The 19,015-nt window shown below is 67.2% G+C and carries 18 protein-coding genes; 11 read left to right on the forward strand and 7 right to left on the reverse strand.

Annotated elements, in window-relative coordinates:
• The first annotated feature begins 96 nt into the window (after positions 1-96).
• The 4 genes from rimO (at position 97) to ettA (ending at position 4,758) form a co-directional block, all read left to right on the forward strand.
• A complete protein-coding gene (gene rimO, locus JX613_RS14935) occupies positions 97-1,461 on the forward strand; it encodes a 30S ribosomal protein S12 methylthiotransferase RimO (RefSeq protein WP_207102267.1) in 1,365 nt (454 codons plus the stop codon).
• A gap of 85 nt (positions 1,462-1,546) precedes the next feature.
• A complete protein-coding gene (locus JX613_RS14940) occupies positions 1,547-2,182 on the forward strand; it encodes an MT-A70 family methyltransferase (RefSeq protein ID WP_207102268.1) in 636 nt (211 codons plus the stop codon).
• Positions 2,179-3,045, forward strand: a complete 867-nt coding sequence (locus JX613_RS14945; protein ID WP_237168597.1) for a sulfotransferase family protein — start codon at positions 2,179-2,181, stop codon at positions 3,043-3,045. The genes JX613_RS14940 and JX613_RS14945 overlap by 4 nt, the downstream gene beginning before the upstream one ends.
• Before the next feature lie 57 nt (positions 3,046-3,102).
• Positions 3,103-4,758, forward strand: a complete 1,656-nt coding sequence (gene ettA, locus JX613_RS14950; protein ID WP_207102269.1) for an energy-dependent translational throttle protein EttA — start codon at positions 3,103-3,105, stop codon at positions 4,756-4,758.
• A gap of 255 nt (positions 4,759-5,013) precedes the next feature.
• Here ettA and JX613_RS14955 read toward each other — a convergent pair whose 3' ends face one another.
• The 3 genes from JX613_RS14955 to lysM form a co-directional block, all read right to left on the reverse strand.
• Positions 5,014-5,163, reverse strand: a complete 150-nt coding sequence (locus JX613_RS14955; protein WP_207102270.1) for a hypothetical protein — start codon at positions 5,161-5,163, stop codon at positions 5,014-5,016.
• A 179-nt stretch (positions 5,164-5,342) separates the two neighbouring features.
• Positions 5,343-7,226 carry an acyl-CoA synthetase gene (locus JX613_RS14960; RefSeq protein WP_207102271.1) on the reverse strand — a complete coding sequence of 628 codons (1,884 nt, stop codon included), beginning with the start codon at positions 7,224-7,226 and terminating at the stop codon, positions 5,343-5,345.
• Positions 7,227-7,365: 139 nt separating this feature from the next.
• On the reverse strand, positions 7,366-7,884 hold the full coding sequence (gene lysM, locus JX613_RS14965; RefSeq protein ID WP_207102272.1) for a peptidoglycan-binding protein LysM: 519 nt from the start codon (positions 7,882-7,884) through the stop codon (positions 7,366-7,368).
• 167 nt (positions 7,885-8,051) lie between these two features.
• On the opposite strand from lysM, the gene JX613_RS14970 reads away from it, so the two are divergent.
• Entirely contained in the window at positions 8,052-8,597 is a 546-nt protein-coding gene (locus tag JX613_RS14970) for a CAP domain-containing protein (protein WP_237168598.1), read from the forward strand.
• Here JX613_RS14970 and JX613_RS14975 read toward each other — a convergent pair whose 3' ends face one another.
• Positions 8,598-10,394, reverse strand: a complete 1,797-nt coding sequence (locus tag JX613_RS14975) for an ABC transporter transmembrane domain-containing protein (protein WP_207102273.1) — start codon at positions 10,392-10,394, stop codon at positions 8,598-8,600. It abuts the gene before it with no gap.
• Between the two features lie 51 nt (positions 10,395-10,445).
• The gene (locus JX613_RS14980) at positions 10,446-11,093 is read right to left on the reverse strand and encodes a 5'-methylthioadenosine/S-adenosylhomocysteine nucleosidase (RefSeq protein WP_207102274.1); all 648 of its coding nucleotides are present in this window, start codon (positions 11,091-11,093) and stop codon (positions 10,446-10,448) included.
• Positions 11,094-11,195: 102 nt separating this feature from the next.
• On the opposite strand from JX613_RS14980, the gene zapE reads away from it, so the two are divergent.
• Positions 11,196-12,296, forward strand: coding sequence for a cell division protein ZapE (gene zapE / locus JX613_RS14985; RefSeq protein WP_207102275.1), 1,101 nt, complete (start codon positions 11,196-11,198; stop codon positions 12,294-12,296).
• 231 nt (positions 12,297-12,527) lie between these two features.
• On the opposite strand, the gene JX613_RS14990 is transcribed toward zapE, so the two are convergent.
• Both JX613_RS14990 and accD read right to left on the reverse strand, forming a co-directional pair.
• Entirely contained in the window at positions 12,528-13,799 is a 1,272-nt protein-coding gene (locus JX613_RS14990) for a bifunctional folylpolyglutamate synthase/dihydrofolate synthase (protein WP_207102276.1), read from the reverse strand.
• Positions 13,800-13,858: 59 nt separating this feature from the next.
• Entirely contained in the window at positions 13,859-14,779 is a 921-nt protein-coding gene (gene accD, locus JX613_RS14995) for an acetyl-CoA carboxylase, carboxyltransferase subunit beta (RefSeq protein WP_207102277.1), read from the reverse strand.
• Positions 14,780-14,858: 79 nt separating this feature from the next.
• Between accD and cls the strand changes: the two genes are divergently transcribed.
• The 5 genes from cls to nspC all read left to right on the forward strand — a co-directional run bounded on the left by cls (position 14,859) and on the right by nspC (position 18,988).
• Positions 14,859-16,298: a cardiolipin synthase gene (gene cls / locus JX613_RS15000; protein ID WP_237168599.1), complete on the forward strand. Its 1,440-nt coding sequence runs from the start codon at positions 14,859-14,861 to the stop codon at positions 16,296-16,298.
• A gap of 9 nt (positions 16,299-16,307) precedes the next feature.
• Complete coding sequence (locus JX613_RS15005) at positions 16,308-16,586, forward strand: 4a-hydroxytetrahydrobiopterin dehydratase (RefSeq protein WP_207102278.1); 279 nt, start codon at positions 16,308-16,310, stop codon at positions 16,584-16,586.
• A 58-nt stretch (positions 16,587-16,644) separates the two neighbouring features.
• Complete coding sequence (locus JX613_RS15010; protein WP_207102279.1) at positions 16,645-17,418, forward strand: DUF6478 family protein; 774 nt, start codon at positions 16,645-16,647, stop codon at positions 17,416-17,418.
• Positions 17,419-17,429: 11 nt separating this feature from the next.
• Positions 17,430-17,795 (forward strand): hypothetical protein, encoded by a 366-nt coding sequence (locus tag JX613_RS15015; RefSeq protein WP_207102280.1) that lies wholly within the window; start codon positions 17,430-17,432, stop codon positions 17,793-17,795.
• Between the two features lie 101 nt (positions 17,796-17,896).
• Entirely contained in the window at positions 17,897-18,988 is a 1,092-nt protein-coding gene (gene nspC / locus JX613_RS15020; RefSeq protein ID WP_419538839.1) for a carboxynorspermidine decarboxylase, read from the forward strand.
• The last annotated feature ends 27 nt before the right edge of the window (positions 18,989-19,015 follow it).

Below are 19,015 nucleotides of genomic sequence, written 5' to 3' on the forward strand. Positions count from 1 at the left end.
TTGCCGATTGGCGAGCTTGCGGGAAATCACGTTCCGGCGAAGACTTGGCCGCGACTGCCCCTTTTCCGGCGCCGCCGAATCACCTATTTGCGGCGGATGCACATGAACCCGCCCGACCTGCGCCCCGACCTGGCCCGCGCCCGCATTCCCGATGAACGCCGTGACGGCCAGCCGACCATCGGCATGGTCAGCCTTGGCTGTCCCAAGGCGCTTGTGGACAGCGAACGCATCCTGACCCGCCTGCGGGCCGAAGGCTATGCGATCAGCCCCGACTACAAGGGCGCGGATGCGGTGATCGTGAACACCTGCGGGTTCCTGGACAGCGCCAAGGCCGAATCGCTGGACGCCATCGGCGAGGCGCTGCGCGAGAACGGCAAGGTGCTGGTCACGGGCTGCCTGGGGGCGGAACCCGAATACATCACCGGCGCGCATCCCAAGGTTCTGGCCGTCACCGGCCCCCATCAATACGAGGCCGTGCTGGACGCCGTCCACGCCGCCGTGCCGCCTCAGCCCGATCCCTTCATCGACCTGCTGCCCGCATCGGGCGTCAGCCTGACACCGCGGCACTACAGCTATCTGAAGATCTCGGAGGGCTGCAATCACAAGTGCAAGTTCTGCATCATCCCCGACATGCGCGGCCGTCTGGTCAGCCGCCCCGCCCATGCCGTGGTGCGCGAGGCGGAAAAGCTGGTGCAGGCGGGCGTCAAGGAACTGCTGGTCATTTCGCAGGACACCAGCGCCTATGGCCTGGATCGCCGCCATGAGACCGAACGCGGCCACCGTGCCCATATCACTGACTTGGCCCGCGACTTGGGCAGTCTTGGGGCATGGGTGCGGCTGCATTACGTTTATCCCTATCCGCATGTCCGCGACCTGATCCCGCTGATGGCGGAAGGCCTGGTGCTGCCCTATCTGGACATTCCCTTCCAGCACGCCCACCCGGATGTGCTGAAGCGCATGGCCCGCCCGGCGGCGGCGGCCAAGACCCTGGACGAGATCGCCGCCTGGCGCGCCATCTGCCCCGAGATCACCCTGCGGTCCACCTTCATCGTGGGCTATCCCGGAGAAACCGAGGCCGAGTTCCAGACCCTGCTCGACTGGCTGGACGAGGCGCAACTGGACCGCGTGGGCGCCTTCCAGTACGAAAACGTCAAGGGCGCGCGGGCCAACGACCTGCCCGACCATGTCGCGCCCGAGGTCAAGCAGGACCGCTTCGACCGTTTCATGGAAAAGGCCCAGGCCATTTCCGAAGCCAAGCTGGCCGCCAAGGTGGGCCAGCGCCTTGAGGTGATCGTGGACAGCGTGGACCAAGACGGCGCCACCTGCCGCACCAAGGCCGATGCGCCGGAAATCGACGGCAACCTGTTCATCGACGAGGGGTTCGAGGCCCTGACCCCCGGCGACATCGTGACCGTCACCGTGGACGAGGCGGGCGAATACGACCTTTGGGGGCGTTTGTAAGGCATTCGCAACCTTGACGGTGGCGGTGGGGCGGGCGGTCCGTTAATGGTGTCCGGGATTGCGAAACCCTTGACCGGAGGCCGGTTTGACAAGCGCGTCCCACGATCTTCTGGCCACCGCGGGCGCGGTCCGGTTCGGCACGGTCCTGGCCGATCCGCCCTGGCAGTTCCAGAACCGCACAGGCAAGATGGCGCCCGAACACAAGCGCCTGACCCGCTATCCCACCATGACGCTGGACGAGATCTGCGACCTGCCGGTCGGCACCATCGCCGACGCCCGCGCCCATCTTTACCTGTGGGTGCCCAACGCCCTTCTGCCCGAGGGGCTGAAGGTCATGGAATGCTGGGGCTTCACCTACAAGTCGAACCTGATCTGGTACAAGCTGCGCAAGGACGGCGGCCCCGACCGGCGCGGCGTGGGCTTCTATTTCCGCAACGTGACGGAAATCCTGCTGTTCGGCGTGCGCGGCAAGGACGTGCGCACCCTGGATCCGGGCCGCAGCCAGGAAAACATCATCGCCACCCAGAAACGCGAACACTCGCGCAAGCCCGACGAGCAGTATGACCTGATCGAGGCGTGCAGTTGGGGTCCGCGCCTGGAAATGTTCGCGCGCGGGCCGCGCAAGGGCTGGACCGTCTGGGGCAACCAGGCCGACGACTACCGGCCCGACTGGCCCACCTATTCCAACCATTCCCAAAGCAACGCGGTGAAGTTGGGTTGAGCAGTCTGGGCACGGTCATGGATCCCGCGGGCCAGCCGCGAAAGCCCGCTGCGCTCTGCATCGGCGCGCAGAAGGCGGGCACAAGCTGGCTGGCGCAGATGCTGGGCCAGCATCCGCAGATCTGGATCCCCCCCTTCAAGGAGGTCCAGTATTTCAACCACCTGTTCATCCCCGGCCATCGGAAATGGATCGGCTGGCATTACCGTCAGAAACCCCAGGAAATCCGCGACCGGCACGCCCGGCGCGCCATCCCGGTCCCGCCCGAACTGGAGGCCTATCTGCAGGGCGTCACGCGCGGCAAGATGTTCCACAACCAGTGGTACAAGCGCGTCTTCGCGCCCGCGCCGTCCGTCGCGCTGCCGATGGACTTCACCCCGGAATATTCGACCCTGCCGGACGAGGGCGTCGATTACGTGGCGAACTTCCTGCCCAAGGCCCGCGTCATCTACCTGATCCGCCACCCGGTCGATCGCGCCGTGTCGCAATTGCGCATGAACCTGGCCCGCGAAAAACGCTGCCCCGAGACGCTGGCGGACTGGATGGCGGAAATCGACAACCCGGTCCTTTATGACCGGGGCGATTACGCGGCCTATCTGCCCCGCTGGCAGGCGCGATACCCCGACATGTTGGTGCTGCCCTTCGGCCGCATCGCCCGCGATCCTCAGGGGGTGATGGATGCGGTCGAAGCCCATCTGGGCATCGGCCCATGGGTTTATTCCCACATAACCGAGAAGGTCTTTGCCAACCGCAATCCCCTGCGGCCCCCGCCCGGGGCCGTCGCCGCGCTGGCCGACCGCATGGCCCCGCAACTGGCCTTTCTGGAAGACCACCTCGGGCCCGATTTCCTGGCCGAGACGCGCTGACCTTTCGCCCGGCCGCGCTTTCGCCTAAATAGCACCCAAAGTTTGCAGGAGATTCCGATGGCGTCCTATCAGTTCGTGTATCACATGGACGGCGTGTCCAAGACCTATCCCGGTGGCAAGAAGGTGTTTCAGGACATCCACCTCAACTTCCTGCCGGGCGTCAAGATCGGCGTGGTGGGCGTGAACGGCGCGGGGAAATCCACGCTGCTGAAGGTCATGGCGGGCATCGACAAGGATTTCCAGGGCGAGGCCTGGGCCGCCAAGGGCGCCAAGGTCGGCTATCTGCCCCAGGAACCCTGGCTGGATCCGCAGCTGAACGTGCGCGGCAACGTCATGGAAGGCGTCAAGGCCAAGCAGGCCAAGCTGGACCGCTATAACGAACTGGCGATGAACTATTCCGACGAGACCGCCGACGAGATGGCGCGCCTCCAGGACGAGATCGACGCCGAGAACCTGTGGGATCTGGACAACCAGGTCGATATCGCGATGGAGGCGCTGCGCTGCCCGCCCGACGACGCCGACGTGGAAACGCTGTCCGGCGGGGAACGCCGCCGCGTGGCGCTGTGCAAGCTGCTGCTGGAAGCGCCGGACATGCTGCTGCTGGACGAGCCGACCAACCACCTGGACGCGGAAACCATCGCCTGGCTGCAAAAGCACCTGATCGAATACAAGGGCACGATCCTGACCGTGACCCACGACCGCTACTTCCTGGACGACATCACCAGCTGGATCCTGGAACTGGAACGCGGCCGCGGCCTGCCGCACGAGGGCAACTATTCCAGCTGGCTGGAAGCCAAGGCCAAGCGCGTGGCCCAGGAAGCGCGCGAGGACAAGGCCAAGCAGAAGGCCATGGAAAAGGAACTGGAATGGATCCGCGCGGGCGCCAAGGCCCGCCAGGCGAAATCCAAGGCCCGCATCTCGGCCTATAACAAGATGGCCGACGAATCCGTCAAGGAATTGGTCGGCAAGGCCCAGATCGTCATCCCGCACGGGCCCCGCCTCGGCGGCAAGGTGCTGGAGGTCGAGGGCCTGAAAAAGCACATGGGCGACAAGCTGCTGATCGAGGATCTGTCCTTCAGCCTGCCGCCCGGCGGCATCATCGGCGTGATCGGCCCCAACGGCGCGGGCAAATCGACCCTGTTCAAGATGATCACCGGCCAGGAGGCGCCCGACGAGGGCACCATCACCATCGGCGAGACGGTGAAGATGTCCTATGTCGACCAGTCCCGCGACAGCCTGGATCCGGAAAAGACCGTGTGGGAGGAAATCTCGGGCGGGGCCGAGGTGATCGAGCTGGGCGACGCGCAGGTCAACAGCCGAAACTATGTGGGATCGTTCAACTTCAAGGGCGCCGACCAGCAGAAGAAGGTGGGCCTGCTGTCAGGCGGCGAACGCAACCGCGTCCACATGGCCAAGCTGCTGAAATCGGGCGGCAACCTGCTGCTGCTGGACGAACCGACCAACGACCTGGACGTGGAAACCCTGCAGGCCCTGGAAGCCGCCATCGAGAATTTCGCGGGCTGCGCGATCATCATCTCGCACGACCGCTTCTTCCTGGACCGGCTTTGCACGCACATCCTGGCGTTTGAAGGCGACGCGCATGTCGAGTTCTTCGAAGGCAACTTCGAGGATTACGAAAAGGACAAGGTGCGCCGCCTGGGGCCGGACAGCATCGAGCCGAAGCGGGTGAAGTACAAGAAGTTTTCGCGGTAAAGGCACGGGGCGGGGTTCGGCCCCGCCGCGTCCAGGATGGTGGGGTGAAACCCCACCCTACCTCGCCCCCCCCCGGCAGCAAGCGTAGGGTGCGTGCTTGCACGCACCATTGTCACACGAAAATGGTGCGTGAATCACGCACCCTACCCGTGAGAAAAACCGTAGGGTGGGGTTCCACCCCGCCATGCCCCGGCGCAGATCGGCAGGGGCAAAACCGCCTTCAGAAACGCAACGCCTGCAGGCGTTGCGCTGATTTCAGGCATTCACCGGCGGCTTGCCGGGGCAATTGGCCACGATCACCGTGGGCGTCGGGCCTGCGGTATCCGTCGCGGTCGGGCCGTCAGAGGCCAGGACCGGGACGGCAAGCAGGCAGGCGGTCAGGGTGGCAAGGGAAAGTCGCGTCATGAAGGCTCCTGTCTCCTGTTGCGGTGGTTCAGCGTCACCCGAATCAGGCCTTCGCCCAAGACACAGGCGCGTTACCGCACCACTTGGCCCGGTCGGTCGGCACAGGTCGCCCTTGCAAGGACCGCGCTGATGCGCGGCAGGCCGAACTGCCTTCCGGTCAAGAAGCGCACCTTCGGATCCTATTCCCACTCCCACGGCCGCGTGAATTCGCCAAGCTTGGCCTTCACCGCCGCTTCATCCACATTCCCTTCGCGGGCAAGCCGTGCCACCAGGCCGCGCTTCTTGTCCTCGACTACGGCGGAGACATGGGCGCCGGTGCCGGTCAGCGCCTTGTCATAGACGCGCTTGATGGCCAGGCGGCGCAGGTCGGGCTTGAAGATCTTGCCGACGGCGGTCTTGGGCAGTTCGGGCAGGATCTCGATATGCTTGGGATAGGCCGCTCGTTCGTGGATGTGATCGCGCGCATGGGCAAGCAGTTCGTGCGTCGTGGCCTGGGCGCCCGCGATCAGTTCCACATAGACGCAGGGCAGTTCGCCCGCGAAGCTGTCGGGCTGGCCGATGGCGCCGGCGAAGGCCACGGCGGGGTGGGACAGCATCGCTTCCTCGATCTCGGCGGGGTCGATGTTGTGGCCGCCGCGGATGATCAGATCCTTGGCCCGCCCCGTGATCCACAGATAGCCGTCAGGATCCAGCCGCCCCAGGTCGCCCGTGCGCAGATAGATGTCGTCGGCGAACAGGCCGTTGTTCTTGTCGGTCTCGGTATAGGTCGAGCCGGGGAAGACGCCGGGATTGGCCACGCAGATCTCGCCCACCTCGTCGGTCGGGCATTCATGGACATGGCCCGCGTCGTCGTGGCGCAGGATGCGGACCTGGGTATAGGGCAGGGGGATGCCCACCGATCCGACCTTCTTCACGCCATCGACGGGATTGCAGCTGACCAGGCAGGTGGCCTCGGTCAGGCCATAGCCCTCGGCGATCTCGACCCCGGTGGCGGACTTGAAGCGGTTGTAAAGCTCGACCGGCAGGGGGGCCGAACCCGAGATGGCGGTTTTCAGCGACGACACGTCGGCGTTCACGGGCCGCTGCATGAGGGCGGAAATCGCGGTGGGCACCGTGATCAGGAAGGTCGCCTGCCAGCGTTCGATCAGCTTCCAGAAATTGTCGAAGACGCCCTCGCCCCGGTAACCGGCGGGGGTGGGCATCACGACATGCGCGCCGGACGCGATGCAGGACATCAGCACCGGATAGGCCGCGAAGACGTGAAACATCGGCAAGGGGCACATCAGCACGTCGGTTTCGTCAAACAGCAGCGATCCCCCCAGCCAGCCGTTGTAGATCATGCCGGAATACTTGTGCTGCGCGACCTTGGGCGTGCCGGTGGTGCCGCCGGTGTGGAAATAGGCCGCGACCCGGTCCTGCTGGATGTCGTCGAAATCCAGGCGCGTGTGCTTTTCGCCGCTGGTCGCGGCCTCGAAGTTCAGCACCCTGGCCTTGCCGCGGCGCTTTACGCGCGGGCGGATCAGCGGCACGATGAACCGCTTGATGCCGCGCAGGTGGCGGTTCAGATCGACCTCGATGACATGGGTGACGCCGGGGGCGAGCGCCACGGCCTCGGCCGCCTTTTGCGCCACGTCGGTTTTGGGGAATGCGCGCAGCGTGACCAGCACCTTGGCGCGAGTTTCGCGCAGAATGCCCGCGATCTGCTGGGCGTCCAGCAGGGGGTTGATGGGGTTCACGATCCCCGCCGTGGCGCCCGCCAGCAGCACGACCGGGGTTTCAATGCTGTTGGGCAGCAGATAGGCGACCGTGTCGGTGGGGCCGACGCCCAGCTTGCGCAGCAGGTTGGCGGTTTCCGTGACGCGTTCCAGCAGATCCTGCCAGGTCAGGGTCGTCGCATGGCTTTTCGGGTCGGACAGAAGCTGGAAGCTGATCGCGGGGCGGTCGGGAAAGCGTTCGGCGGTGCGGGCCAGAAAGCCGTAGATCGTGACCGGAAGATCGCGCGCCGCATAGGGCATCTCGGCTTCCAGGGCGTTGCGGTCATCGTAGCTGATGAAGCGGTTCATCCATCCTCCCCCCGGGACCATCCTCCTGATCCCTTTCGGGAAACACAATGGGCCATCGGCGGGAAGGGGGGCAAGGGGCTTGGCCGCGCGCCGGGAACGGGACGCGGCGTCAGGTCGCGCGGACGCCGCGTCGGGCCGGTCACGCCTGCGGGATGCGCAGGGTCTGGCCGGGATAGATCTTGTCGGGGTCCGACAGCATCGGGCGGTTCGCCTCGAAGATGGCGTTGTACTTGCCGGCGCTGCCCAGATAGGTCTTGGCGATGGCCGACAGGGTTTCGCCCTTCTTGACGGTGTGGAAGACGGGGGCCTTGGCCGCATCAGGGCCCGCACCAGGGCCCGCCTCGGGCAGGTCGGCCTCGACCTTGGCGATGCCTTCGATGTTGCCCACGGCCAGGATCAGCTTTTCCAGCGTCTCGCGGTCGGCGCCCTTGGTCTGGATCTTGACCGTGTCGCCGCGCAGCGTCAGGTGGACATCATCCTTGTCCAGGTTCAGCGCCTTGAGTTCCGCCTTGAGCGCCGCGACCTTGCGGGTGGTGTCGGGATCCTGGGCGGGCTTTGCCGCTTGGGCGGGCGCGGCGGCGGGCGCCTTGGGTTCGGCGGCCTCGGCCTTGCCGAAGACCGATTTGCCGGCGTCCTTCACGAAATCCCAGATGGCCATCATGCATCCTTTCGGCTGTGTTTCGGGATGATTTGATGAAAAACGCGGGTTTGAAGCAAGCGTTCCCTCTGGCTTTTCCGCATTCTCCGGCCCACATGACAATCGTGCATTGTTCATTCATTCACACTTTCACCCGTAGGATGCACCTTGCTTCAGAAGGTGAAACCATGACCCATCCCATGCCATTGCCGACCGCTGCCGCGCTGCTGTGTGCCTTTCTGGCGGGCTGCGCGCAGACCACGCCCGATCTCAGGGTCGGGGGGAACGATCCCCACGACATGCAGCTGATGCCTGCGGGCAAGGCCACCTGCCTGGCCACCAGCGCCAGCCAGAACAGCCAGGGGGCGGCGGCCACCAATGCCGTGCGCCGCAATGCGGGCCTGCCGCCCGTGCAGCCCGATCCGGTGCTGGCCCGGGTCGCCGCGCAGCACGCCTGCGACATGGCAGGCCGCGGGCGGATGACCCATACCGGCAGCAAGACCAGCGGCCCCGGCCCGCGTGTCAAGGCCGCGGGCTATGCGCCCACCGTCACGGCGGAAAACATCGCCGCCGGGCCGTTTTCCCAGGACCGGGTGCTGGCGGAGTGGAACGCGTCCGGCGGGCACCGGGCCAACATCCTGATCCCGCAGGTGCGCGACTATGGCATCGGTCAGGCGATCGGGCCGGATGGCAAGACGCGGTTCTGGGCGGCGGTCTATGCCGCGCCGAAGTGATCAGGCGGGGTCGGGCGGGGGCGGCATGTCGGTGAACTGCATCCGCGCCAGCCGGGCGTAAAGCCCGCCCTCGGCCACCAGGGCGTCATGGGTGCCCTGCGCCACGATCCGGCCCGCGTCGAAGACCACGATGCGGTCGGCCTTCTTCACGGTGGCCAGGCGGTGCGCCACGACAACGGTGGTGCGGCCTTCGGACAGGCGGTTGACGGCGGCCTGGACCAGCGATTCGGATTCGGCGTCCAGCGCGCTTGTCGCCTCGTCCAGCAGCAGGACGGGGGCGTCGCGCAGGATCGCGCGGGCAATGGCGATGCGCTGGCGCTGGCCGCCCGACAGCATCACGCCCCGTTCGCCAAGCGACGTGTCGTAGCCCTGCGGCAGGGTGCTGATGAAGTCATGGGCATGGGCGGCGCGGGCGGCGGCCTGGACCTCCTCGGGTGTGGCGTCGGGGCGGCCCAGGCGGATGTTTTCCAGCGCGGTCGCCGCAAAGATCACCGGATCCTGCGGGACCAGGGCCATGGCCTGCCGGAAATCGACGCGCGCCATGTCGCGCAGGTCGATGCCGTCCAGCGCGACGCGCCCCGCCGCCGGATCCCAGAACCGCTGGATCAGCTGGATCACGGTCGTCTTGCCCGCGCCCGAGGGGCCGACCAGGGCCACCGTCTCGCCCGGCTGGATCGCCAGGCTGACCCCTTCCAGGGCCGAGACATCGGGCCGCGTGGGATAGCGGAAGCTGACGCCCTCCAGCACGATCTGGCCGCGCACGGGACGGGGCAGGGGCAGGGGCCGGGCGGGATCGGTCAGCGCATCCTCGGCCGCCAGCAGCTCGCCCAGGCGTTCGGTCGCGCCCGCCGCGCGCTGCAATTCGCCCCAGATTTCCGACAAGGCCCCGGTCGAGCCCGCGACCAGGATCGCATAGATCACGAACTGCACCAGCTGGCCCGCCGTCATCACGCCGGTCTGCACGTCCCGCGCGCCGACCCAAAGGACGCCGATCACGCCCGCGAAGATCAGGAAGATCACGATGGCCGTCATCAGCGCCCGCGTGCGGATCCGCGTCAGGGCCACGTCGAAGGACCGCTCGGTCACGTCGTCGAAGCGCGCGATGCTGCGCGATTCATGGGTATAGGCCTGCACCGTCTGCGCGGCCAGCAGGGTTTCGGACGCCGTGCCCGAGGACGCCGCGATCCAGTCCTGGTTGGCGCGCGACAGGCCCCGCAGCTTGCGGCCCAGCACGATGATCGGCACCAGGATCACCGGGATGATCAGCAGCACCAGCCCCATCAGCTTCAGCGAGGTGAAGGCCAGCATCGCCAGCCCGCCCGCCAGGATGATCATGTTGCGCAGCGCGATGGACAGCGACGATCCGATCACCGACTGGATCAGCGTGGTGTCGGTGGTGATGCGCGACAGGATCTCGCCCGTCATCACACGCTCGAAAAAGGCGGGGGACAGGGTGATCACGCGGGCGAAGACCGCCTTGCGGATGTCGGCCACGACGCGTTCGCCCAGGCGGGTGACGAAGTAATACCGCGCCGCCGTGCCCAGGGCCAGCAGGGCCACGATCAGCAGCGCCGCGCCGAAATACTGGTCCAGCAGCCCCGCGCCGTCGTCGAAATTGTCCACCACGCGCCGCGCGGCCAGCGGCAGGATCAGGCTGATCGCGCTGGTTCCGGCCAGCGCGACCAGCGCCAGCACCACCTGCAGGCGATAGGGCCTCAGGAACGGTCCCAAGGCGCGCAGCGCGCCCACGCGCTTGCTGGTGGGCCGGTCGTGGATGATCGTCGTGCCGCGTGCCATGTCTGCCTTGTCCGGTCGATGTGCCCCCAGGGGTTTAGGGGCTGGCGGCCCTCAGGACAAGCGCGGGGCGCCGGGGATCAGCCTTCCGTCGGCCAGCTGGTCGGCGATCCGGTCCACGGCCAAGGCCAGCTTTTCGTCGATGATGTGCAGGTATTGCGTCCAGTCCGACAGGTGCTGCAATTCGGCCACGCCATCGGAAATGCCGCGCAGCCCGATCAGCGGCACCCCGAAATGCTGGGCCGCGCGCAGATGGGCGAAGGTTTCCATGTCCACCATGTCCTCGGCCACGGTGTCATAGGCTGCGCCGCTGACGATGTTGGCGCCGGTGGACAGCGTGGCGCCCGTGATGCCTTCGACCCGGTGGGGCAATTCGACGCGGACCGGCAGATCCAGCAAGGGCGTGCGCCCCTTCTCGAACCCCAGGGGGGAGGCGTCCATGTCGCGATAGGCGACCGCCGTGACCTGATAGACCTCGGCCTGTTCCAGCCGCGCGGACCCCGCTGACCCCAGCGAGACGATCAGGCGCGGCGGTTCCGCCATCCCGGCCAGGGCGGCGGTCAGCTGCACCGCGCCCTCGACCGGGCCGATGCCGGTGATCAGGGGGTCGATGCGGGCGCGCAGGGCGGGGCCGTATTCGGCCGGGGCCGCCATGACGAACAGGACGGGAATATCCGCGATGCGGGTGGGGGTCTTGGTCATGGATCCTCTTTGCGCTGGCCTTCGCAGGGGTGGCACGGGGCGGTGCCGCGGGTCAAGCATTGGGCCTTGCGGGGCGCGCGGCATCCGTGGCAAGGGCGCGCCATGGGCAAGGTCAGCGATCTTTATCGGCAGCGCGTGGCGGAAGGGCGGATCCGGCCCGACACCGCCCAGCAATCCGTGCTGCCGCACCTGGACCGGGTTCTGGACGACATGGCCGCCGCGCCGGTGCCGGAAAAACGGTCGGCCTGGCGCGCCTTTCTGGGGGTGGGCAGCCCGCCGCCCGCGCCTGCGGCCCGGGGGCTGTATCTGTGGGGCGGGGTCGGGCGCGGCAAGTCGATGCTGATGGACCTGATGGCCGAGGCCGCGACCGTTCCCGTGCGCCGCGTCCATTTCCACGAATTCATGCAGGAAATCCAGGCCGGTCTGAACCGCGCCCGCCAGCGGGGCGAGCAGGACACGGTGCGCCCCGTGGCGCTGGAGGTCGCGGCCACCGTCCGCCTGCTGTGCTTTGACGAGATGCAGATCACCGACATCGCGGACGCGATGATCGTGGGGCGGCTGTTCCAGGTGCTGCTGGAACAGGGGGTGGTGATCGTCACGACCTCGAACCGGGTGCCCGAGGATCTGTACAAGCACGGGCTGAACCGGCAGTTGTTCCTGCCCTTCATCGCCCTGATCCGCCAGCGGCTTGAGGTCGTGTGCCTGGACAGCGCCGTGGATCATCGGCAGGGACGGGCGACAGGCGGCCCCGTCTGGTTCTGCCCGGCGGATGCAAGCGCCAAGGCGGCGATGGACGCGATCTGGGACGATCTGACGGGCGGGGCCGCAGGCGAGGCCCGCCGGATCGAGGTCGGAGGGCGCAGCTTCACCCTGCCGCAGTTCGCGGATGGCGTGGGCCGGTCGGGCTTCTGGGATCTCTGCGGCAAGCCCTTGGGACCGGCGGATTACCTGGCCCTGTCGCGCGAGGTGTCCGTGCTGATGATCGACGGGATCCCCCGGCTGTCGGCGTCGAACTACAACGAGGCCAAGCGGTTCGTGACCCTGATCGACGCGCTTTACGAGGCCAAGGTGCGGCTGATCGCCAGCGGCGCGGACCAGCCCGAGCAATTGTACAACGAGGGCGAGGGCAGCTTCGAGTTCGAGCGCACCGCCAGCCGCTTGCGGGAAATGCAGGACGCGGGTTGGGGGCGGGACGCGGGGTGATCTGGTCGTTGCCGGGCGGGAAAAGGAAACGCATGCGTTTCCCCGCCCGCCACGCGGCGGTGCAACGAGAGACGGTTCAGCTTGGTGACCACATGAGGCCAGCGCCCGACCCGGTGGACGTGAAGCGCCCGCCGAGGGCGGGGCGGGCGCTGGCCGGGCCTTTGAGCCCCGACGGTTCCGGTGGTCAGGGCATCGCGTGGCGAAGGCGATGGCCTTCGCCAATCGGACGTCTCAGCCGTTTTCCCGCAGCACCCGGCCCGCCAGATACAGCGATCCGCAGATGAGGATCCGCGCCTTGGGATCGCGGTCCACGATCCCCTTGATGGCCGCAGCGGCATCCTGCGCGGTCGTGGCATCCAGGCCGACGCTGGCGGCCACCCCTGCCGTGGTTTCGGCGGGCAGGGTGTTGGGTTCCCCCGGAATGTCGATGGCCGTCAGGGAACGGGCATGGACCGCCAGGGGCCGCAGATAGCCCGAGATGTCCTTGGTGTTCAGCATCCCGCAGACCAGATGCGTGGGCTTGCGCGGCATGGCGGCCAGCGTCGCGGCCAAAGCCTCGCCCCCCGCCGGGTTGTGTCCGCCGTCCAGCCACAGTTCAGCCTGGGGGCCTGCCAGATCGACCAGGGGACCGCGCCTCAGGCGCTGCATCCGGGCGGGCCATTCGGCCTGCGTCACCGCCGCGCGAGCCTGCGCATCCGTCGCGCCCAGGTGGCGCAGGGCGGCCAGCGCGGTGCCCGCGTTCTGGATCTGGTGCGGGCCGATCAGGTTCGGCAGCGGCAGGTCCCACAAGCCATGGTCGTCCTGATAGACCATGCCGTCGCGGTCGGGCGCGATCATCCAGTGCTGGCCATGGGCGAAGACCGGCGCGGTCAGGCCCGAGGCCCTGGCCTCGATCACGCGCAGGGCCTCATCGTCCTGGGGACCGACGATCACCGGCACGCCGCGCTTGATGATCCCGGCCTTTTCACCGGCGATCAAGGGCAGGGTGTCGCCCAGGTATTGCGTGTGGTCGATGCTGACCGGGGTGATGACCGTCAGGCGGGGGCTGTCGATTATGTTGGTGGCGTCCAGCCTGCCGCCGAGGCCCACCTCCAGCAGCGTGTAATCGGCGGGGGAGCGGGAAAAGGCGAGGAAGGCCGCCGCCGTGGTGATCTCGAAGAAGGTGATCGGCTGGCCCGCGTTGGCGGCCTCGCATTCCTCCAGCGCCGCCGCCAGGTCGGCTTCGGCGATCAGCTCGCCCGCCAGCCGGATGCGTTCGTGGAACCGCGCCAGATGGGGCGAGGTATAGGCGTGGACGCGGGCGCCCCCCGCCTCAAGCCCCGCGCGGATCATCGCCTGGGTGCTGCCCTTGCCGTTGGTGCCCGCGATATGGATCACCGGCGGGATGCGGCGTTCAGGGTGGCCGAGAGCCGCTAGCAGCCGGTGCATCCGGTCCAGCGACAGGTCGATGACCTTGGGATGCAAGGACATCAGGCGGCCGAGGATGGCGTCGGAATGGCTCATGGCAGATCAAGCCGGGGGCCAGCCCCCGGACCCCCGGGATATTTGGATGAAGAAGAAACCTATTCGGCGGGCGCGGGTTCGGGGTGGACCGGCGGGGCGGCGGGCGCGGGCAGGTCGGCGCGGGTGGGCGCGGACAGGCCGCCCATCATGCGCAGGATCGAGACGAGTTCGTCGCGCAGCTGCTTGCGATGCGTCACGCGGTCCAGCATCCCGTGTTCCAGCAGGTATTCGGCGCGCTGGAAGCCTTCGGGCAGTTTCTCACGGATGGTCTGCTCGATCACGCGGGGACCGGCGAAGCAGATCAGCGCATTGGGTTCCGCGATCTGGATGTCGCCCAGCATGGCATAGCTGGCGGTCACGCCCCCGGTGGTCGGGTGGGTCAGCACGACGATATAGGGCAGGCCCGCCTCGCGCAGCATTTCCACGGCCACCGTGGTGCGGGGCATCTGCATCAGCGACAGGATGCCTTCCTGCATCCGCGCGCCGCCCGCGGCGGAAAACAGCACCAGCGGGCGTTTCGTCTTTACCGCCCGTTCGGCGGCGGCGATGATGGCATTGCCCACATACATGCCCATCGACCCGCCCATGAAGCTGAAGTCCTGGGCGGCGGCGATGATGGGGGTGCGGCCGACCTGGCCCTCGGCCACCAGCATCGCTTCTTTTTCGCCCGTGGCCTTTTGCGCGGCCTTCATGCGGTCGGGGTATTTCTTCTGGTCGCGGAATTGCAGCGGGTCGGCGACGGGTTCGGGCACCTTCACCTCGACAAAGGCGCCGCCGTCGAACAGCGCGGCGAAGCGGTCGCGCGGGCTGATCGCCAGGTGATGGTCGCAGCTGGTGCAGACGTTCAGGTTGTCCGACAGTTCGCGGTGAAACAGCATCGTGCCGCATTCGGGGCATTTGGTCCACAGGTTCTCGGGCACCTCGCGGCGCGAGAACAGCGAATTGATGCGCGGGCGGACATAGTTGGTGATCCAGTTCATGCGCGGCGGCCCTTGGCTGTTTTCAAGCCCCCGAAATAGGCCGCGACGGGGGGAATTGCAATTGCCGCGGCGGGCGGGAATGATGCGCCCCATGTGGGCCTCGTTCCTCGTCATGCTGCATACGACGGTCACGCTGGCCCTGATCGCGCGGGTGCTGATCCGGCCGCGGCTGGACCCCTCGGTGCGCCTTGCCTGGATCATGGTGATCGAGGCGCTGCCCCTGGTCGGCATCCTGGCCTATGTCCTGTTCGGCGAGGTGCGGCTGAACCAGGCCGAGGTGCAGCGCATGGCCGATGTGCGCGACCGGCTGACCAACCTGCGCGTCCCGAACCCCGCCGTGATCGCGGAACCGCCCCCTTACGCGCAGCCGGTGGTGGCGGCCAATGCGGCGGTGGGCGGAATGCCCGCGCTGTCGGGCAACCGCATCCACCTGCTGGAAGAAGGCGACGAGGCCATCGACCGCATGATCGACGCCATCGACCGGGCCGTGGATCACGTCCATGTCCTGTTCTACATCTGGCTGGCCGACCATTCGGGGCAAAAGGTGGCCGAGGCCGTGGCCCGCGCCGCAAGGCGCGGCGTCGAATGCCGGGTGATCGTCGATGCGCTTGGCTCTCGCGGGTTGGTGCGGTCGCCCTTGTGGACGCAGATGCAGGAGGCGGGGGCCGAATGCGTCACCGCCTTTCCCTGGGGCCTGCCCTTCATCAGCGTGCTGTTCCGCAGGCTGGATCTGCGCAATCACCGCAAGATCCTGGTGGTGGACAACCGCGTGACCTTTTCGGGCAGCCGCAACTGCGCCGACATGGCCTTCGCCATCAAGCCGCGCTTCGCCCCCTGGGTCGATATCCTGATGTCGGTCGAAGGCCCGGTGGTGCGGCAGTTCCAGTCGGTCTTTTTGGGCGACTGGATGAGCTATACGGGCAAGGATCTGGGCGACATGCTGTTGCCCGTGGCCCCCGTCGCCGATCCGGGCGAGGTCGCGCAGGTCATTCCCACCGGGCCGGACCGGCGGCAGGGTTCGATTTCCGACTGCCTGGCCGGGATGCTGCACACGGCGCGCGACCGGGTGGTGATCACCACCCCCTATTATGTCCCGGACGTGGCGCTGGACGCCGCCGTGCGCGCCGCCGCCCGGCGGGGGGTCGAGGTGACGATGATCCTGCCCGCCCGCAACGATTCCCTTGTGGTGGGCGCGACCAGCCAGGGGTTCTATTACGGGCTTTTGTCGGCGGGCGCGCGGATCCTGCTGTTCCAGGACGGCTTGCTGCATTCCAAGATCATGACCGTGGACGGCCGCATGGGCATGGTCGGCAGCGCCAACCTGGACCGCCGCAGCTTCGAGTTGAACTATGAGGTGAACATGGCTGTCTTCGACCGGGAATTCATCGAGGAACTGGACGCCCGCCAGGACAGCTATGCGGCACGCTCGCGCGAGATCACGCTGGAGGAGGTCCGCGCCTGGTCCATCTTTCGCAGGCTGCGCAACAACCTGCTGGCGCTGGCCTCGCCGCTGTTGTGAGGGGATGGCATGACCGAGGATGACATTGCGGCGCGGCTGGCGGCCCTAAGGGGCTGGTCCCTGTCGCCGGACGGCCGGGCGATCATCCGGCGCTTCGACGTCAAGGGCTTTGCCAAGGCCGTCGAGATGGCGAACCTGGCGGCCTGGCTGGGCGCCAAGCGGAACCATCATCCCGACGTGCGCTTTGGCTGGGGCTATTGCGAGGTGGCCTTCACCACCCATGACGCGGGCGGGCTGACGGATGCGGATTTCGCCGCCGCCGCCCGGCTTGACGAATTGCTCGCCTAGGGATTGTTCGCGCCAAGGTTGCAGTCTATCCACGCGGGGAACGCACAAGGGACCCTGAATGGTCAAGCAACTGCTGCATATCCTGGGCCGCCATCGGGATCGCATCGATTGGGCCCGCCTGGCTGACAAGCAGGACCGCACGCCGCGTCCTGTCGATCCCGAACTGCGCGAACGGGCGCGGATCCTGCATCGGCAACTGTCGCGGTTCCTGCAGGCATCCGACCCGTGGATGCTGCGCAAGGACGGGGTGTCGGACGCCGACCTGCCCCCCGGCACGGACTGGCACTGGCGCCCGCACCTGCTGCGGGGCCAGATCAGCCCGCAGGCCATCGCCTCGCCCGCGAACGGGCAACGGTTGGGCGAGGATGCGGCCTTGTGGCACGACTGCCGGCACGGCGCGCTGATCCTGCGCCAGTCGCTGCGGCCGCAGACGGGGCAGGGCGCAAGCTATGGCCTGCGGGTCGAGATGCTGGGATCGACCTGCAGCTTCCTGGCTTTGGCGCTGGAATTGCCGGGCGATGCGCTGGACGGCCTGGGCTCGGACCGGGTGCTGCTGCTGGACACGGTGATGGATGCGGAACGCCCGATCACGATCTATGCCCGCATCAACCTAGTGCAGGGGCCGAACACCGAAACCATGCTGCGCCAGCTTGGCCATCCGGTCGAAGGCCAGGGCGCCGTGCGCCGGGCCGAGTTCGACCTGGCCTATGCCGATCTGGCGCACCGGCCGATCGAGCGGGCCTGGCTGGATCTTATCTTTGAATCGCCGCGCATGAATGCGGTCAGCATCAACGACGCGGTGGTGTCGCACCATCCGCGCGCACAAACCTGAAGGGGGCGGCGATGAAGTTCGAAAGCCATGGCGTCGTGGCCGGGTGCTGGAACGGCGCATTGCAGGCGGCCAGCGCGCCCGCCAGCCTGTCGGTGGTCCATCGCGGTCAGGTCGTGGCCAGGGCCGCCCTGCGCGATGCGGGGCCGGGCGCCTGGTCGGTGCGGGCCGATCTGCCCGCCACGGTCATCGACAACGGCGTCAATGGCCTGTTGCTGGTGGCGGGTGAACCCGACAGCGCCGGGGCGCAGGTTCTGGGCGGCCTGACCTTGGTCGCGGGAACGGTCGCGGGCGACGACCTTCTGGCCGAGGTCGCGCAGCTGCGCGCGGAACTGGAGATGCTGAAGCGCGAATTCCGCCGCTTTGCCGCGGGCGGCTGAGCCCCCCTGTCATCCGCGCGTCACGCTTTCTTGCGAAAAGCCGGGGCCGTGGCTATATCGGCCCTTTCGCTTTGAACCGACAAAGGTTTCGCATGGCCGGGATGCCCACGCCCTTTTACCTGATCGACAAGCCTGCGCTTCGCCGCAACATGGAACAGGTGGCCCGCCTGCGCGAGGCCTCGGGCGCCAAGGCGCTGCTGGCGCTGAAATGCTTTGCCACCTGGTCGGTCTTCGACTTCATGCGCGACTACATGGACGGCACCACATCATCGTCGCTGTTCGAGTTGCGCCTGGGACACGAGGAGTTCGGCAAGGAAACCCACGCCTATTCCGTCGCCTGGGCCGATCACGAGATCGACGAGGCGGTGGGTTACGCCGACAAGATCATCTTCAACAGCCTGTCCCAGCTTGACCGCTTCGATAACAAGGCGGCGGGGATCGCGCGCGGGCTGCGCCTGAACCCGCGCTTTTCCACCAGCGGCTTCGATCTGGCCGATCCGGCGCGCCCCTTCAGCCGCCTGGGCGAATGGGACCTGTCGCGGCTGGAACAGGCGATGGACCGCATCAGCGGGGTGATGATCCACTACAACTGCGAAAACCGCGATTTCGACCTGTTCGACAGCCAGTTGACCCGGATCGAGACCGAGTTCGGCCCGATCCTGAAGCGCCTCGACTGGGTCAGCCTTGGCGGCGGCATCCATTTCACCGGCGAAGGCTATCCGATCGACCGGCTGGCCGACCGGCTGAAGGCTTTCCAGGACCGTTTCGGCGTCCAGGCCTATCTGGAGCCGGGCGAGGCCAGCATCACCGGCACCACCTCGCTGGAGGTGAGCGTCCTGGACATCGTGGACAACGGCAAGCAGGTGGCCATCGTCGACAGCAGCATCGAGGCGCATATGCTGGATCTGCTGATCTATCGCGAAACAGCCAAGCTGCCGCAGTCGGGCGACCACGAGTACCAGATCGCGGGCAAGACCTGCCTTGCGGGCGACATCTTCGGCGATGCGCGCTTTCCGCAGCCCTTGCAGGTCGGAGACCGGATCAGCATCGCGGATGCGGCGGGCTATACCATGGTCAAGAAGAACTGGTTCAACGGCGTCGCCATGCCCGCCATCGCCATTCGGGAAGACGACGGCAGCATTCGCACCGTCCGCGAATTTCCCTATGAAGACTACAAGTCCAGCCTCTCCTGAGGCGCCCTCTCTGCAACCCCGGAAAGG

The sequence above is a fragment of the Paracoccus shandongensis genome, from assembly GCF_017315735.1.
Classification (GTDB): domain Bacteria; phylum Pseudomonadota; class Alphaproteobacteria; order Rhodobacterales; family Rhodobacteraceae; genus Paracoccus; species Paracoccus shandongensis.

Coding starts and splice junctions, on each gene's coding strand:
- JX613_RS15010 (WP_207102279.1), top strand. CDS start 16,645: ATGGTCAAGCAACTGCTGCATATCCTGGGCCGCCATCGGGATCGCATC.
- JX613_RS15015 (WP_207102280.1), top strand. CDS start 17,430: ATGAAGTTCGAAAGCCATGGCGTCGTGGCCGGGTGCTGGAACGGCGCA.
- lysM (WP_207102272.1), bottom strand. CDS start 7,884: ATGGCCATCTGGGATTTCGTGAAGGACGCCGGCAAATCGGTCTTCGGC.
- accD (WP_207102277.1), bottom strand. CDS start 14,779: ATGAACTGGATCACCAACTATGTCCGCCCGCGCATCAATTCGCTGTTC.
- rimO (WP_207102267.1), top strand. CDS start 97: ATGCACATGAACCCGCCCGACCTGCGCCCCGACCTGGCCCGCGCCCGC.
- JX613_RS14975 (WP_207102273.1), bottom strand. CDS start 10,394: ATGGCACGCGGCACGACGATCATCCACGACCGGCCCACCAGCAAGCGC.
- JX613_RS14980 (WP_207102274.1), bottom strand. CDS start 11,093: ATGACCAAGACCCCCACCCGCATCGCGGATATTCCCGTCCTGTTCGTC.
- zapE (WP_207102275.1), top strand. CDS start 11,196: ATGGGCAAGGTCAGCGATCTTTATCGGCAGCGCGTGGCGGAAGGGCGG.
- JX613_RS15005 (WP_207102278.1), top strand. CDS start 16,308: ATGACCGAGGATGACATTGCGGCGCGGCTGGCGGCCCTAAGGGGCTGG.
- cls (WP_237168599.1), top strand. CDS start 14,859: ATGATGCGCCCCATGTGGGCCTCGTTCCTCGTCATGCTGCATACGACG.
- nspC (WP_419538839.1), top strand. CDS start 17,897: ATGCCCACGCCCTTTTACCTGATCGACAAGCCTGCGCTTCGCCGCAAC.
- JX613_RS14990 (WP_207102276.1), bottom strand. CDS start 13,799: ATGAGCCATTCCGACGCCATCCTCGGCCGCCTGATGTCCTTGCATCCC.
- JX613_RS14955 (WP_207102270.1), bottom strand. CDS start 5,163: ATGACGCGACTTTCCCTTGCCACCCTGACCGCCTGCCTGCTTGCCGTC.
- JX613_RS14960 (WP_207102271.1), bottom strand. CDS start 7,226: ATGAACCGCTTCATCAGCTACGATGACCGCAACGCCCTGGAAGCCGAG.
- ettA (WP_207102269.1), top strand. CDS start 3,103: ATGGCGTCCTATCAGTTCGTGTATCACATGGACGGCGTGTCCAAGACC.
- JX613_RS14970 (WP_237168598.1), top strand. CDS start 8,052: ATGACCCATCCCATGCCATTGCCGACCGCTGCCGCGCTGCTGTGTGCC.